Genomic DNA, 13,752 nt, shown 5'->3' with positions numbered 1-13,752 from the left:
CGGTTTTCGTCAAATGATGCCACTGATGAGTTGTGAACGGGACGACGCGGAGGTCGAGAAAGTGAGAACGGGCGTAGGAGAGTCTTTTGCCGAAGTTCGAAACGTCCTCATCGACTCACTCGCGGATATCGACAATCTCATAGCAACGCACAACAACCAAATCGGAGAATTGCTTGCCATCGCCAGCTCTTTCACAAATGGGCGTTGACGTGCTGTTTGAGGGATTCCATGGTGAATGGTTTTGTAATGTAATCGCAGGCACCCACTTCAATTCCCCATGATTTGTCATTCGAACGGGATTGGACTGTTAGCATGATAATGGGGATCTTTGTTTTTATAGCCTTGTTATGGCAATCAGGAAAGTCAGTCCGAAAAATCCCGAAGCGACGAGCAGGGGGTAATGAATACCCAAGCGGTCAAAAAGCAGGCCCGCGAAAATGGGGCCCGCAATGCGCGCGAGACTTCCGGCGGATTGATAGACTCCCATGGTAACGCCTTGTTGTCGTGGATCAGCGCCTTGTGACACAAGACTCAACAGGGAAGGGTTCACAATAGCGTAACCAACGGCATAAATAATCAGGCTGGTCGTAAAGATGGAGAGATCAAAAGCGTAGCCGGCGCTGATCAGCGCAACACCTGCCACGAAACTGCCAATAATAACCAGTTTTGTTTCGCCCAAAATACGGGCAAGACGCCCGATTCCTCCGCCCTGAATCAACACCATCACAATGGCCATGGCGGCCAGAAGATAACCGGCGGATGTAGCCTGAAGATGAAAGCGATCAAGAACAAAAAGAGCGAAAGTTGTTTCAAGTTGTGCCATCGCCAGAGTCACGAGGAAGAAAAGAAGAATGGGTTGGAATGTTTTCTTGTTCGCCAGAATTTTTAAAAAATGTTGACGGTCAACAGAATGGCGATGATCAAAACGGACCGATTCGGAAAGCGGTGGCTCCTTTAAAATGGCAAACGTGAAAAAGAAATTGAAAAAGGCAAGACCGCTTGCCACAAAAGCGGGAAGCGCATAACCCCACTGGGACAGAAATCCTCCGATGGCCGGTCCAAAAAGAAAACCAAGTCCGAAAGCGGCACCGATCATTCCCATTCCTTTTGCACGGCTGGAAGGAGGCGTGTTGTCGGCGATATAGGCGGAGGCTGTGGCGATATTGGCTCCAAAAAATCCGGCCAAGAGGCGGCTTAAAAAAAGACCGGCCAGTGTTTTTGCAAGACCCAGAAAAAGCATAGAGATGGCAATGCCTAAAATGGTGGTGAGCAAAATGGGGCGTCGTCCAAATTTGTCCGAAAGTTTTCCCCAAAGCGGAGAAAAGAGAAACTGCATCGCTGAATAGCTCATCATGAGGAAACCCAACACCGTTGCGGATGCCCCGTAGGACTTGGCGTAGTAGGGAAGAATGGGTATCAAAATTCCAAATCCCAAAAGATCGATGAAGATAACAAGAAAGATAGAGGTGAGCGCCTTGCGGTTCATGGACCCCTGATCTATATTTTAATCACCGCCGGAAATAAAGGATAAGTTGGTCGAACATTTTGTATGTTTTTTAGATCACAAAAAATAAGTTTTGGCGATTGAATTGGATCTTGCTTTATGTTTCAATGAGCTTGCATTTAGGAGAGGGGGAGGGCATGACAAAAAAAATAACTTGGGAGGAGATTCAAAAACAGTATCCCGATCAATGGGTTTCTTTAGTTGATGTGGAGTATATAAGTGAGGGAATTGTGAAATCGGGGATTGTGACCGCCGCCGGATCTGATTTGAAAATAGTAGTTCAACAATTAAAAGAGAAAAATCTTCAATCGGATCGTTTTACCTATACTGGCTCCATCAAACATTTTTTTGGTTTTGCAGAATGGACAATCACAGATGTTCCAACTCATCAATAAAGAGGGTTTGTATTGTGCGGAAGCACAACTGCCTTTCAAAAATCAGAATCAGAACGAAAAAGTGGAATTGGTTTTTGACACAGGTGCGGCTTTAACGATTGTCGATACAACCATTATTGATTTTCTTGGTTATTCAAGCCGAGACGCTTTTAGGATATCCAATCTGGATGGTGCCGCTGGACGTTCCAAAGGATATCTTATAGAAATACCTACGTTTCGTTGTTTTGGATTTGAAATGACCGAATTCGAAATTGCCTGTCACGATATGAACAGCAAATTGGGTGTAGCAGGAGTTTTGGGAATGAATTTTCTCAGGAACTTCAGAATGGACATCAATTACAATACGGGTGAAATCCACTCGATCATTCTTTCTTCATTACAAAAAGATAATTAAACCCGCGCAGGAAAAAGTTTTGTTCGAGGGCTGTTTTTTTCCACTGCGATTTTTTGAGGCTTTTGTTGTGGCGTACGACGGTAATAATGTCAACGGGCTTGAAGTAGTGGCACAATATCTCAAACATTTTGAAACCAAGCGGCATAAACCCCTGCTTTTTTTTGTAGGAATCGGAAATATAAAGTCCCATGTAGCGCCGGGGTTTTAGAACACGGTAAATTTCCCGAATCACTTTTTCCATTTCTTCAAAATATTTTGGGTCTTCCGCCTTGATGAGACCGATACATTTTTTGTCTCCCGAATAGGAAAGATGGTCGGAGTAGGGAGGGTCGACAAAAAGAAAATCGACTGTTTCGTTTTTCAGCGGAAGATCTCTGGCATCCGCTTGCTGAACACCTTCACGGGAGGGCGCGATATCAAGCCCTGCACCCTGCGTCCCAAATCGTTGCAGACATCAATCGTGGTGCCGGACCCGCACATGGGATCGACAATCAAATCATTTTCCCGCGTGTAGCGTTTCAAAAGATTCCAGATAATGTAGGACGGTGTGGCGCCCGCATAGAGTTGGCTTCCCTGAGATTTTTTGCCGTAGTGCTGGGAAGGGTATTCCCAGAGTGTCGTTGCTTGTAATTCGAGATCAGGTTTTTTCATTTCCATTTTTCCGCGTCTGCCGGGAAGAGTACGCGCAGGAAATGATCCGTCAAGTAGACGTTGTTGTCTCCCTCTTTGCGAATGTAACTCTCGCCGAAACCAGCGCCCATCTTACCAAGATAAAGTTTGGCCAACTCTTTGCCCGCTGAATCATAAAACCAGACCTGCATTCCTACAGGACTGACTTCAAAATAACCGTGTCGCTCCGGATTGCTTCCGGCCAGTGAAACGACATGAAGATTTTTTAGGATATCCAGCGCCGCTAACAATTTCCCACTGTCGATTTTTTGCCAACTCTCAGGAACTTTCTCCGCAGGATTGATATTCTCGCGAATTTTTGTTTTTGTATTTGTTACCACCCACTCCTCATTTTCTTTTTTCAGTTTTACACCATTCATCAAATGTTCAATTTGAATAGAATTCACTTGTTGTGGATCAAAATCGGGAAGAAAAATTCTGTTTAAAACATCTCCCGTTTTTTCGCGTGTCGGTTTTTCAAAATGCCAGACCAGAAAGGCGGCCACGGAAACGAGCATCAAATAAAGAAGAGAGCGGGATAATTTTTTCATAATTTTAAGGCTTTTCTCCTCCAAAGAAAAATTGTAGCCCCCAACCCGATCAGCAAAAGAGGGCTTAGGAGAATGTTAATGAACCGGAGACCCGTGCGTTGTGCCTCTGTCAGCACAAGAATGGAAGTGGCCGCATTTCCCTTGGTTCTTACCCCCAAAAGCTGGTTGCCTGTTGAAAATGCATCGACCGCATTTTCGACGAAGACAATGTTCTCCTCGAATAATTCCAAAAACTGGTTTTGTACAAAAGCACTATCTCCCACCACAACCAGTTGCGTCGTGGGTCCCTCTTTTTTCTTTTGAGTCAGCATGACTCCCAGTGGAATTACCTCCGGTTTTCCCTGTGACATTGCAGTCTGAGCATTTTGCGGATCAAGCGGTAGCGCCGGATTTGCGTTTGCCGTCATCCCGTATTGGGTTGTTTTGAAAAGAATCGATTCAGAAACTCCTTCAGGGAGGGGCTGTAAGAGTCGAACGGGACTGGGCCACGGGAGAATAATCAAACCAAGCTCCGAAACCACCGGTTGTGTCGGATTAAAATTGACCGGAATAATTTTCACCCAGAAAGGATAGGGGATATGATAACTGACAACGCCGCCCGTGAAGGTGGCCGTAGCACTGGAGCGATCCAAGACAATTTCTTTGCCGACCTCGATTCCATATTCTTTGAAAATATCGCTCATCGGATTTTCTTTAAGCGTTGGTTTGAGTCCTTCCTTTGAAACTGAAACCCGTTCCGCAAGTACAATCGCTTTTCCCCCGTTTGCAAGATAGTCGGCAAAAAACTTTTTCTGTGCGTCGGACAAAGTGTCGGGAACAACCATGAGAAGAATTGGCATCTCGTCAATGTTTGCTTTCGGAGTATCTTGCGGTGAGTAAGCGCGGATTTCATAACGCTGTCTTAACCGCTCAATCAAAATATCATATCCCTCTTTTTTTGCTTCTTTTTGCCCCGACATGGACGCTGTTGCGGGACCCCACCAACTCAAAACGGGTTTTTTGACCTGAACAATTTTAGTCATGCCGGCATCAAGCCGGTATTCCAGATTGCCGGTATTCTGAATCACCGCCAAAACTTCCTGTCGCGAGGCAAAGCTAAGTGTCATCCCCAGATAAATTTTCTGAACTTCCTGTTTATCTTTTTGGATGACGTTTAATTCGATTGATGGAATTCCCATCGCCTGCACCTTCTGTTCCATGGCGGGGCTCGATTGGGGATTGTAATATTCCACTTTTAGATGACTGCCCGCATAGGTTTTATATTCGGCGAGCATGTCCTCCACATCACGACGGACATTGGTGAGGGCAGGAGGGAGGTCCGGTGTAAAATAGAGACGGATCGTCACAACATCATCCAGATTTTTCAAAATTTCTTTGGTGGCCGGAGCCAGAGTATAATTTTTTTGTTTCGTCAGATCGAGCCGAGCAAAATGGCGCGAGGCAAGCAAATTGAGAGTTGCCGCGCCAATTAAAATCGCCAAGATTAAAATCCATCGTTCCTTAGAACGCCCTTCCAAAGATTTCAGATTAAAAAAGAGAAAGAGGGAGATGACGGAGAGATAATAAATAACATCACGACTATCAACCACACCGCGACCGATTGATTCAAAGTGTGTTCCCAAGCCGAGATATTGCAGAAGAGAAACCGTCAGCGGTGAGAGTCCCGTTGTGACCAGCGGCTCTCCGATGATGAAGAGAACAAAGCAGGCAACCACTCCCACAATGAAAGCAATAATCTGGTTATTCGTCAGCGATGAAATCCAAAGACCAATGGCCATGTAGGCCCCGCCCATGAAGAGCAATCCCAGATAGCCTCCGATCACGGGACCCCAGTCGAGTTTGCTGATCAGAGAAACGGTGATGGGAAGAGGAAAAGTAAGAAGCAATGCTGTCGTCAGCAAACCCAACCCGGCCATGAATTTGCCGATCAGGATATTTTTTTTCGAGATCGGCAGGGTGAAGAGCAGTTCAATGGTGCCCTGTTTTCTCTCCTCCGACCATTTCCCCATCGTGATAGCGGGCACGAAAAAAAGATAGATCCACGGCATCAGCGCGAAAAATCCTCTGAGACTTCCCTGCCCCGCAAGAAAAAAACTGCGCAGAAAGAGCCACGTTGTCACCACGAGAAAAGTGATCAGATAGATGTAGGCAATCGGTGTGATGAAATAATCTTTGAATTCCTTTTTTGCGATGTTCCAGATCGTATGCATTATTTTGTCAGCTCCAGAAAAACATCTTCCATCGAGGTGGTTTCGCGCCGCAATTCCGCTAGACTCCATTTGTTGCCCACCACCCATTGAAAAATATCTTCGCTATGGTCGTTATCGTCTTTGCTTTGCAATACAACCGTTTGCCAGACTCCGTTACTTTCCGGCAAAAAGGTGTCAATCGTCAGAGTAGCAAGTTTTTGAATTTCTGATTCGATGGTTTTTCGGTCGGCTTTAATTCGTGTGACGTAGCGATTTTTGCCGAGGCCTTTTTGCATGAGACTTTGAAGGGACCCTTCGCCCACGAGTTTACCGCGCGCAATGATGAGCGCGCGACTACAGACCGCCTGCACTTCCTGCATGATGTGAGTTGATAAAATTACGGTTCTTTCTTTTCCGATCTCCTGAATCAGCCCCCGAATTTCCTGAATTTGGTGGGGATCCAGACCGGTGGTTGGTTCATCTAATATAAGGAGAGGGGGTTTGTGGATCATTGCCTGTGCCAGACAGACTCGTTGTTTGAAACCTCTGGAGAGTTCTCCAATCGGACGCCCCACTACTTGCGAAAGACCGCAAAGTTCAATGGCCTCCTTCAGATAAGCCGTTTTTTTGTCCTTGGGGACATTTCTTAATGAAGCACCATAAAGTAAAAATTCGGTCACTTCCATTTCGGGATAGGAGGGTGCATTTTCCGGCAGATAGCCTATTTGTCTCTGCACCTCGGCCGGGTTTTCCAAAACGGAAACACCATTGAGAGTAACATTTCCGGCGTTTGGTTTCAGGTAACCCGTAACGAGTCGCATGGTCGTGGTCTTGCCGGCGCCGTTGGGTCCCAGCAATCCCACCACTTCTCCCTTGTGAACTTCGAAGCCAATGCCGCGCACGGCTTCAACCGGACCAAAAGATTTTTGAAGATTTTCAATTTGAAGCATGTTGAGGTTGCAAATCTTAAGATTTTTTGAAAGAGTGTCAATGATAGAGGAGCTTACATTTTATGATTATCGGACTCACTGGAAAAAATGGATCGGGCAAAGGGGAGGTGGCCAAGTTTCTCACCGATGCCGGTTATCAATATTATTCTCTCTCGGATGTTTTGCGGGAAGAACTCAAAAAACAGGGGAAGGAAGTCACGCGCAAATCGTTGACCGACTTTGCCAACGATCTTCGTTTGCAAAGGGGCGCGGGCGTGTTGGGATCCATTGTTGCTTCCAAACTGGAGCCGGATGGAAATTATATTGTTGATTCAATCCGGCATCCGACGGAAGTGGAAGCTTTGCGCCAGATTCCCCATTTTTATCTTCTCGCTGTGGAAACAGATCCGCAGGTTCGTTTTGAAAGAATCAAACTCCGTTCCCGCGAAAATGACACGCTCACCTATGAATCTTTTGTGGCGCAGGAGGCCAAAGAGGCGGCCGGGAAAAAAGCAACCGACCAACAATTGAACTCCACGCTTGATCTGGCCGACGCGACGATTGAAAACAACACAACGCTTGAAGAATTGCACCAGAAAGTTCGTGAGGTTTTGCAAACGCTGGCGATGAGTGCTGAACGTCCCGGTTGGGATGAATATTTCATGGGAATTGCCAAACGCGTGGCGCTTCGAAGTAATTGCATCAAACGCAAAGTGGCGGCGATTATCGTCAAAGATCAGCGCATCATCTCAACGGGTTATAATGGAACTCCGCGCGGCATCAAAAATTGCAACGAAGGAGGATGTCCGCGATGCCACAAGTTTGGAATTTCAGGTTCCAACCTTGAAGCATGTCTCTGTTCTCACGCTGAGGAAAATTCGATTGTCCAGTCCGCTTATCACGGCGTGAGCATCAAAGGCGCAACACTCTATTCCACGTTGTCTCCCTGTTTGGCTTGCACGAAAATGATTATCAACTCCGGCATTCAAGAGGTGATTTATAACAAGGGATATAGTCTGGAAGAAACAGCGTCACGTCTTCTTAAAGAAGCAGGCATCACCGTTCGACAATGGGGAGATGAAAAATAACATGCCTCCTCCACAAAACCGCAGAAAATATGCGCGCCTCGATATTGCTTTGACCGTGAGTTACGCGATTGAATCCGCTTCGGGCGAGCTCTCCGAATATGCCGAGGCAGTCAGTTCCGACATCAGTGCCGGCGGTTTGCGTTTGATGACACCCACCGCTCTAACCCCCGGAAGTATTCTCGATCTGGAGGTTTTTCTTGGGAGTGATCCGGAAAGTCGCATCAAAGCAAAAGGAGAGGTGGTCTGGCAAAATCAAATTTCCCCCACCAGTTTTGAAACCGGCGTGTTGATCCAACACATGGACAACGACGCCAAAAAGAAATTCATGGAATTCGTCTTCGACCAAATGAGCCGGTTTGTTGGGTTAACCAAAAAGTAACCCATCGTATAGTACCATGATCCCTGGGGCGCGCGAAGGCAAGTACTGGAACTTCTCAAAGCCCGTATCCGCCGTTTTGCAAACACCGGCGGTTTTTTGCGAAATGATGACACCGCCCGCTACTACCGCCGCCTCTCATAAATTGTAAACACCAACCTCGGTGTCACAAGACCGTAAAACATTCAAAAAATACTCGACAAGATCACCCAATATAGGTAGTATTCAACCAATATGAAAGCCACTCTAGTTTATTGGCACAAAGCGCGGCTTCAGGGGCGATATGTACTTGAGATGGAGATTCATAAAGTCGGAAAGTCTCCAAAATATCCGGACGGAATCAAATATGGCCTTGTTCTGGTTGATCTGCAAAACGGGAAAAGAGTTCTGATGGACAATCATCATCCGAAAGGGCCGCATATTCATGCGAGCGATCAAGAGATTCCATATCAATATGTAGATGAAGAAAAATTGATTAAAGATTTTAAAAATTTGGTTTTAACCCACATGGAGGTAAAAATATGAAACACCTAATCGTCTCGTTAAAAACATCGGATGAAATATTGGATAATTTCAAGAAGGCCTTTCGCAAAGCCAAGAAGGGCAAAGTCAAAAAACCCCACTATGAAATTAGTTTTGATAACAAGAAAGATTTCGAACGGTTTGTGCGCAATCTGGATGTTTTGAAATATATTCTGATTTTTAAACCGAAATCCGTTTATGAATTGGCAAAACTCGCCAAAATTGATGTATCAAATTTAAATAAGGTTATCCTTTTCTTTGAGGAAGTCGGTGCTCTCAAGGTCAAAGTAACCAATGTATCTGGACGCCTCGTCAAAATGCCGGTGGTGGAATACGACACGGTGGAATTTAAGCTGGCGGCTTAAGATAACCATGGACGCATGAGGGTTGCGACACTTCCTGCGCTTCAGCAAACACTCCAGCAAAAACCCCTTGAAATCTCAGTATGTTTCTGCAATATCACCCCCTCTATTTGTAGGGGCTCGCGTCGCCCCCTCCAACAGCAAAGCTGTTGGAGCCTCCCCCTCTCGCTCGCGTTGCGAGCTGGACTGATTCCGAAAGACGCGAGATTTAAGAGTGCCACTATGGTTTGCCGTACCGGCTTTGAAAAGGATCCCGTTGAAAAAATGCGGCATTCGTGTGCGCACATCATGGCCGATGCGGTTCAGAAACTTTTTCCCTCTGCCAAAGTTACCATTGGACCCGTCATTGAAGAGGGTTTTTTTTACGATTTTGATTATCCCCGCGGTTTTGCTCCCGAAGATTTGCCAAAAATTGAAGCGAAGATGAAAGAAATTATCGCGAGCAATCTCCCTTTTGAAAGCAAAGAAGTTTCCAAAAAAGAAGCGATCCAACTTTTTAAGAAGATGGGAGAGAATTACAAAATCGAAATCATTAACGGTATTGAAGGAGATAACGTCACACTTTACACCCATGGCAATTTTACCGATCTTTGCAAAGGTCCTCACGTCTCCAAAACCGGCGACATAAAAGCCTTCAAACTTTTGAAAGTTTCCGGCGCTTATTGGCGTGGTGATGAAAAAAATCCGATGCTCCAGAGAATTTACGGAACCGCTTTCGCCTCCCAAAAAGATTTGGATGATTATTTGAAAAAACTCGAAGAGGCTTCAAGGCGAGATCATCGCAAATTGGGACAGGAATTAGACCTCTTTGAAATTGAACCGACCATCGGCGGCGGGCTTGTTTTATGGCATCCCAAAGGAGCCATGCTCCGTTTGCTCGTCGAAGATTTTTTGCGCAAGGAACTGCTTGCCGCCGGTTACGAATGGGTTTTCACACCACACGTCGGTCGTTCCACGCTTTGGGAAACTTCAGGCCATCTCGATTTCTTCAAAGAAAATATGTACGCCCCGATGGATGTAGAAAATCAACTCTACTATATCAAACCGATGAATTGTCCTTTCCATATCCAGATTTATCGCTCACGCCTGCGAAGCTACAGAGAATTGCCTGTGCGCTATGCAGAATTTGGAACGGTTTATCGATTCGAACGCTCCGGTGTTTTGCACGGTCTCACGCGCGTGCGTGGTTTTACACAAGACGATGCCCATATTTTTTGCACTCCCGAACAAGTCGAAGAAGAAATCGATAAATGCATCAAACTTGTTTTGAAAGTTTTACGGGCCTTTGGTTTGACCGAATTTAAAGCTTTTATTGCAACCAAACCACCCAAAGCGGTGGGACGAGATGAAGACTGGTCCAAGGCCACAAAAGCTTTAAAAAATACGGTCGAACTCCATAAAATTGCTTATGAAATGGACGAAGGGGGTGGGGCGTTTTATGGTCCCAAAATCGACCTCAAAATCAAAGATGCCCTTGGAAGATTTTGGCAATGCACCACCATTCAGTTCGATTTTAACTTGCCGGAACGGTTCGAAATCAGCTATCAGGGCTCGGACGGCGAGGCCCATAGACCCTTTATGGTGCATCGGGCGTTGGTTGGTTCTTTCGAACGTTTTTTGGGAATTTTGATTGAGCATTACGCCGGAGCTTTTCCTGCGTGGCTGGCTCCGGTTCAAGTGGTTCTGTTAACCCTCTCGGACCAAGTAGCTTCGTTTGCAAAAAAAGTTTTGGAACAATTGCGTAGTCAGGGTTTCCGGGCGGAATGGGATAACAGAAATGAAAAGCTGGGGCTAAAAATTCGCGAAGCCCAGCTCAAAAAAATTCCATACATGCTGGTAATCGGCGACAAAGAAGTGAAAGCCAGCAAAGTGGCTGTGAGAGCTCGTAAAGAAGGAGATTTGGGAGCGATGTCCGTCACCGATTTTATTGAAAAAGTAAAACAGGTAGTCAACAATTTTAATTGATCCAAGTCCATGGTCCATAGTCCATGGTCCCGGGTCCATGTAAACGGAGGTTTCAAATCAGACCACAAATGTCAGCACCCGATAGATCTCGTGAGGCGAGAGTTAATTTCAGAATTCGGGTTCCAGAAGTCAGGGTGATCGCCTCGGATGGAAAACAGTTGGGCGTTATGCAGACCAGAGATGCTTTGAGGGCCGCGGAAGAAGAGGGTTTGGACCTTGTTGAAATTTCGCCGACCGCAAGACCTCCGGTTTGTAAAATCATGGATTACGGGAAGTATAAGTACGAGCAGGAAAAAAAGAGAAGAGAAGCGAAGAAGCATCAGACCGTCGTTCTTCTCAAAGAAGTGAAACTGAGACCGACAACTGATGAACATGATTTGCAAACGAAGTTAAAACATGTGAAGCGTTTTTTGGAAGACGGGAACAAAGCAAAGTTAACTGTGAAATTCAGAGGAAGAGAAATGGCACACAAAGATTTGGGCGAAGAAGTTTTGAAAAAAATGATAACCGAAGTAGGAGAGTTGGCCAAACTGGATCAACCTCCCAAGTTTGAAGGAAAAATGTTGTCAGCAATATTAGCTCCAAACACCGGAGCCCCAAAAAAATAAGGAGTAAGCAATATGCCAAAAATGAAAACCAATAAGGGAGCACGAAAACGGTTTAAAATGACCGCGAGCGGAAAAATAAAACACAAAAGGGCTAACACACGCCACATTTTAACCAGCAAGGCAACGGGTCAAAAAAGACACCTTAGAGGAACCACAATTGTGAATGTGGCGAACGCCCCGCAAATCAAACGCATGATGCCTTACGGCTAGAATCACAGGAGACAATATGGCAAGAGCAAAAAGAGGGTCGAAAGCAAGACAAAGACGAAAAAAAGTTTTGAACCTTGCTGAAGGTTATTATGGTGGAAGACACCGGCTGTTTAGAACCGCCAAAGAAGCGGTAGATCGTGGCTTGGTGTATGCCTACCGTGACCGCAAAAACAACAAGCGCAATTTCCGGCAACTTTGGCAGATACGCATTGGTGCCGCGGTTCGTGAGCTGGGCCTTTCCTACAATCGCTTCATGAACGGATTGAAGGCAAAAAGCATCGGACTCAACCGAAAAATGTTGGCCGATTTGGCTGTGACACAACCCAATGATTTTGCAAAATTGGTTGAAACAGTACGATCTTAAAATAAATAATATTTACGAATGAGGATCCGGCTTTGCCGGTCCGAGTGAGTGGGGGTGCGGGGGGCTGGTTTGCCAGACCCCCGATAAAATGAAAGACGAACTTCTCGCCAAGATTGAGGCTTTAAAAGCAGAAGCTTTTCAGTCTTTGCCTGCGTTGAAAAATCTCAAAGAGCTTCAGGATTTCAAGGTTCATCTTCTTGGGCGCAAGGGTCTGCTCACCGAAATTTTGAAAGGCCTTGGAACCCTCACTCCCGAAGAGCGCCCTTTGGTGGGGCAGGCGGCAAACAAGATCAAGACCGAAATCGAATCGCAACTAGAAGTGCTTCAGCAATCACTCGAAACCAAAGAGCGGGAACAAATTTCACAGGCTAAGTTACTCGACATCACACTTCCCGGACTTCAACTTTCGCAGGGTTTCCGTCATCCTTTGAGTCTTGTGCAGGAAGAATTGTCCTCCATTTTTTTGAATTTGGGTTTTTCAATTTATGAAGGACCGGAAGTTGAGGCCGATTACTATAATTTTGAAGCTCTGAATTTTCCCGCCGACCATCCGGCCCGTGAAATGCAGGACACATTTTATATAAGACCATGGACAATGGACCATGGACTACGGACTAAAGACGAACAATTAGAAAAAGTCCATGGTCTACAGTCCATAGTCCATGGTCTTATGCTGTTGCGCACTCACACATCACCCGTGCAAATCCGGGCGATGAAGATTCAGAAACCTCCTTTATATATGATCGCACCGGGGGCAGTGTATCGCCACGATGATGATGTCACGCATTCTCCCATGTTTCATCAGATCGAAGGATTGATGGTCGACACCCATATCACTTTCGCCGATTTGAAAGGGGTGCTGACTCTGGTTTGCCAAACTATTTTTGGAAAAGAGAGAAAGGTTCGCTTTCGTCCGAGTTTTTTCCCTTTTGTGGAACCGGGTGCGGAGGTGGATGTTTCTTGTGGTCTTTGTGATGGCAAGGGTTGTCGCGTATGCGGCGGCGATGGATGGTTAGAAATTTTGGGAGCCGGAATGGTGCATCCGGCCGTGTTGAAAGAAACAGGAGTTGACCCCAAAAAATACACCGGCTTTGCTTTTGGAATGGGAATCGAGCGAATCGCCATGCTGAAATACGGCATCGATGACATCCGCCTTTTCTATCAAAGCGATTTAAGATTTCTGGAGCAATTTTAAAGTCCACAAATTCGGGTTTTGCTGATTGAATTTGCACCGTTATTATGCTCCAATGATTCCGCATTTCAGGGAGGGATCAAATCATGACACAAAAAACATCTCCTGAGCAAAGTCGAAGGATGACATGGGAAGAAATGAAAAAGGCGTTCCCGGATGAGTGGTTGATGATTACGGATAGTGAACATGATAACCTTGGTCGTTTTATCGCCGGTGTTGTTGAAAGGCATTCAAAAGACGACCAAGAAGTGTTTCGTTTGCCCATCCCAAAAAAGAACTGTGCTTTTAGATATACGGGGGAGAGTACTTTTAGAGGAATATTTAGCCATGCAGAGCATGATTGTGTCAATATACACCTCTTGAATGAAAGGAATTGTAGCCATTAGTTAGTACATCATTCACTAAATAAGTTGTCATTCCGGAATTTTTGCGAA

At 45.7% G+C, this 13,752-nt stretch carries 18 protein-coding genes and 1 pseudogene; 13 read left to right on the top strand and 6 right to left on the bottom strand.

The genetic code is table 11. The features are described from left to right. Positions 1-25 precede the first annotated feature (25 nt). Positions 26-208 (top strand): hypothetical protein, encoded by a 183-nt coding sequence (locus HY877_08740; GenBank protein ID MBI5300357.1) that lies wholly within the window; start codon positions 26-28, stop codon positions 206-208. Here the strand turns inward: HY877_08740 and HY877_08735 are convergent. Together HY877_08735 and HY877_08730 are read right to left on the bottom strand one after the other, a co-directional pair. Next, a complete protein-coding gene (locus HY877_08735) occupies positions 192-314 on the bottom strand; it encodes a hypothetical protein (protein ID MBI5300356.1) in 123 nt (40 codons plus the stop codon). The genes HY877_08740 and HY877_08735 overlap by 17 nt on opposite strands. Before the next feature lie 20 nt (positions 315-334). After that, positions 335-1,486 carry an MFS transporter gene (locus tag HY877_08730; GenBank protein MBI5300355.1) on the bottom strand — a complete coding sequence of 384 codons (1,152 nt, stop codon included), beginning with the start codon at positions 1,484-1,486 and terminating at the stop codon, positions 335-337. 155 nt (positions 1,487-1,641) lie between these two features. On the opposite strand from HY877_08730, the gene HY877_08725 reads away from it, so the two are divergent. Together HY877_08725 and HY877_08720 are read left to right on the top strand one after the other, a co-directional pair. After that, on the top strand, positions 1,642-1,899 hold the full coding sequence (locus HY877_08725; protein ID MBI5300354.1) for a hypothetical protein: 258 nt from the start codon (positions 1,642-1,644) through the stop codon (positions 1,897-1,899). Further along, a complete protein-coding gene (locus HY877_08720; protein ID MBI5300353.1) occupies positions 1,880-2,293 on the top strand; it encodes a clan AA aspartic protease in 414 nt (137 codons plus the stop codon). Before HY877_08725 ends, HY877_08720 begins: the two co-directional genes overlap by 20 nt. Here HY877_08720 and HY877_08715 read toward each other — a convergent pair. The 4 genes and pseudogenes from HY877_08715 to HY877_08700 form a co-directional block, all read right to left on the bottom strand. After that, positions 2,262-2,944: pseudogene (locus tag HY877_08715) on the bottom strand (methyltransferase domain-containing protein). The gene HY877_08720 and the pseudogene HY877_08715 sit on opposite strands and share 32 nt — an antisense overlap. Continuing rightward, positions 2,941-3,513: a hypothetical protein gene (locus tag HY877_08710; protein MBI5300352.1), complete on the bottom strand. Its 573-nt coding sequence runs from the start codon at positions 3,511-3,513 to the stop codon at positions 2,941-2,943. The pseudogene HY877_08715 and the gene HY877_08710 overlap by 4 nt, the downstream one beginning before the upstream one ends. Beyond that, a complete protein-coding gene (locus HY877_08705; protein ID MBI5300351.1) occupies positions 3,510-5,723 on the bottom strand; it encodes a Gldg family protein in 2,214 nt (737 codons plus the stop codon). The genes HY877_08710 and HY877_08705 overlap by 4 nt, the downstream gene beginning before the upstream one ends. After that, positions 5,723-6,652, bottom strand: a complete 930-nt coding sequence (locus HY877_08700; protein ID MBI5300350.1) for an ATP-binding cassette domain-containing protein — start codon at positions 6,650-6,652, stop codon at positions 5,723-5,725. The genes HY877_08705 and HY877_08700 overlap by 1 nt, the downstream gene beginning before the upstream one ends. A 62-nt stretch (positions 6,653-6,714) precedes the next feature. Between HY877_08700 and HY877_08695 the strand changes: the two genes are divergently transcribed. The 10 genes from HY877_08695 to HY877_08650 all read left to right on the top strand — a co-directional run bounded on the left by HY877_08695 (position 6,715) and on the right by HY877_08650 (position 13,704). Then, positions 6,715-7,719, top strand: coding sequence for an AAA family ATPase (locus HY877_08695; GenBank protein MBI5300349.1), 1,005 nt, complete (start codon positions 6,715-6,717; stop codon positions 7,717-7,719). A gap of 1 nt (position 7,720) precedes the next feature. After that, positions 7,721-8,098 (top strand): PilZ domain-containing protein, encoded by a 378-nt coding sequence (locus tag HY877_08690; GenBank protein ID MBI5300348.1) that lies wholly within the window; start codon positions 7,721-7,723, stop codon positions 8,096-8,098. Between the two features lie 231 nt (positions 8,099-8,329). Further along, the gene (locus HY877_08685) at positions 8,330-8,620 is read left to right on the top strand and encodes a hypothetical protein (protein ID MBI5300347.1); all 291 of its coding nucleotides are present in this window, start codon (positions 8,330-8,332) and stop codon (positions 8,618-8,620) included. Next, positions 8,617-8,982, top strand: coding sequence for a hypothetical protein (locus HY877_08680; protein MBI5300346.1), 366 nt, complete (start codon positions 8,617-8,619; stop codon positions 8,980-8,982). The genes HY877_08685 and HY877_08680 overlap by 4 nt, the downstream gene beginning before the upstream one ends. A gap of 219 nt (positions 8,983-9,201) precedes the next feature. Continuing rightward, a complete protein-coding gene (gene thrS, locus HY877_08675) occupies positions 9,202-10,944 on the top strand; it encodes a threonine--tRNA ligase (protein MBI5300345.1) in 1,743 nt (580 codons plus the stop codon). Between the two features lie 68 nt (positions 10,945-11,012). Next, positions 11,013-11,552, top strand: coding sequence for a translation initiation factor IF-3 (locus tag HY877_08670; GenBank protein MBI5300344.1), 540 nt, complete (start codon positions 11,013-11,015; stop codon positions 11,550-11,552). Between the two features lie 12 nt (positions 11,553-11,564). Beyond that, positions 11,565-11,762: a 50S ribosomal protein L35 gene (gene rpmI, locus HY877_08665; protein ID MBI5300343.1), complete on the top strand. Its 198-nt coding sequence runs from the start codon at positions 11,565-11,567 to the stop codon at positions 11,760-11,762. 16 nt (positions 11,763-11,778) lie between these two features. Beyond that, positions 11,779-12,126 carry a 50S ribosomal protein L20 gene (rplT, locus tag HY877_08660; protein ID MBI5300342.1) on the top strand — a complete coding sequence of 116 codons (348 nt, stop codon included), beginning with the start codon at positions 11,779-11,781 and terminating at the stop codon, positions 12,124-12,126. Between the two features lie 88 nt (positions 12,127-12,214). Next, on the top strand, positions 12,215-13,321 hold the full coding sequence (pheS, locus tag HY877_08655; protein ID MBI5300341.1) for a phenylalanine--tRNA ligase subunit alpha: 1,107 nt from the start codon (positions 12,215-12,217) through the stop codon (positions 13,319-13,321). A gap of 83 nt (positions 13,322-13,404) precedes the next feature. Beyond that, a complete protein-coding gene (locus HY877_08650) occupies positions 13,405-13,704 on the top strand; it encodes a hypothetical protein (protein MBI5300340.1) in 300 nt (99 codons plus the stop codon). Positions 13,705-13,752: the final 48 nt, after the last annotated feature.

It is taken from the genome of Deltaproteobacteria bacterium, from assembly GCA_016213065.1.
Taxonomy (GTDB): domain Bacteria; phylum UBA10199; class UBA10199; order SPLOWO2-01-44-7; family SPLOWO2-01-44-7; genus JACRBV01.
This window is presented reverse-complemented; position numbering and strand designations above follow the sequence as displayed.

What these genes read in the sequence shown, in the direction of transcription:
- HY877_08710 (MBI5300352.1), bottom strand. Translation starts at nt 3,513, where the DNA reads ATGAAAAAATTATCCCGCTCTCTTCTTTATTTGATGCTCGTTTCCGTG.
- thrS (MBI5300345.1), top strand. Translation starts at nt 9,202, where the DNA reads ATGGTTTGCCGTACCGGCTTTGAAAAGGATCCCGTTGAAAAAATGCGG.
- HY877_08700 (MBI5300350.1), bottom strand. Translation starts at nt 6,652, where the DNA reads ATGCTTCAAATTGAAAATCTTCAAAAATCTTTTGGTCCGGTTGAAGCC.
- HY877_08720 (MBI5300353.1), top strand. Translation starts at nt 1,880, where the DNA reads ATGTTCCAACTCATCAATAAAGAGGGTTTGTATTGTGCGGAAGCACAA.
- HY877_08690 (MBI5300348.1), top strand. Translation starts at nt 7,721, where the DNA reads ATGCCTCCTCCACAAAACCGCAGAAAATATGCGCGCCTCGATATTGCT.
- HY877_08725 (MBI5300354.1), top strand. Translation starts at nt 1,642, where the DNA reads ATGACAAAAAAAATAACTTGGGAGGAGATTCAAAAACAGTATCCCGAT.
- HY877_08705 (MBI5300351.1), bottom strand. Translation starts at nt 5,723, where the DNA reads ATGCATACGATCTGGAACATCGCAAAAAAGGAATTCAAAGATTATTTC.
- HY877_08730 (MBI5300355.1), bottom strand. Translation starts at nt 1,486, where the DNA reads ATGAACCGCAAGGCGCTCACCTCTATCTTTCTTGTTATCTTCATCGAT.
- HY877_08695 (MBI5300349.1), top strand. Translation starts at nt 6,715, where the DNA reads ATGATTATCGGACTCACTGGAAAAAATGGATCGGGCAAAGGGGAGGTG.
- HY877_08680 (MBI5300346.1), top strand. Translation starts at nt 8,617, where the DNA reads ATGAAACACCTAATCGTCTCGTTAAAAACATCGGATGAAATATTGGAT.
- rplT (MBI5300342.1), top strand. Translation starts at nt 11,779, where the DNA reads ATGGCAAGAGCAAAAAGAGGGTCGAAAGCAAGACAAAGACGAAAAAAA.
- HY877_08685 (MBI5300347.1), top strand. Translation starts at nt 8,330, where the DNA reads ATGAAAGCCACTCTAGTTTATTGGCACAAAGCGCGGCTTCAGGGGCGA.
- HY877_08670 (MBI5300344.1), top strand. Translation starts at nt 11,013, where the DNA reads ATGTCAGCACCCGATAGATCTCGTGAGGCGAGAGTTAATTTCAGAATT.
- rpmI (MBI5300343.1), top strand. Translation starts at nt 11,565, where the DNA reads ATGCCAAAAATGAAAACCAATAAGGGAGCACGAAAACGGTTTAAAATG.
- HY877_08740 (MBI5300357.1), top strand. Translation starts at nt 26, where the DNA reads ATGAGTTGTGAACGGGACGACGCGGAGGTCGAGAAAGTGAGAACGGGC.
- pheS (MBI5300341.1), top strand. Translation starts at nt 12,215, where the DNA reads ATGAAAGACGAACTTCTCGCCAAGATTGAGGCTTTAAAAGCAGAAGCT.
- HY877_08650 (MBI5300340.1), top strand. Translation starts at nt 13,405, where the DNA reads ATGACACAAAAAACATCTCCTGAGCAAAGTCGAAGGATGACATGGGAA.
- HY877_08735 (MBI5300356.1), bottom strand. Translation starts at nt 314, where the DNA reads ATGCTAACAGTCCAATCCCGTTCGAATGACAAATCATGGGGAATTGAA.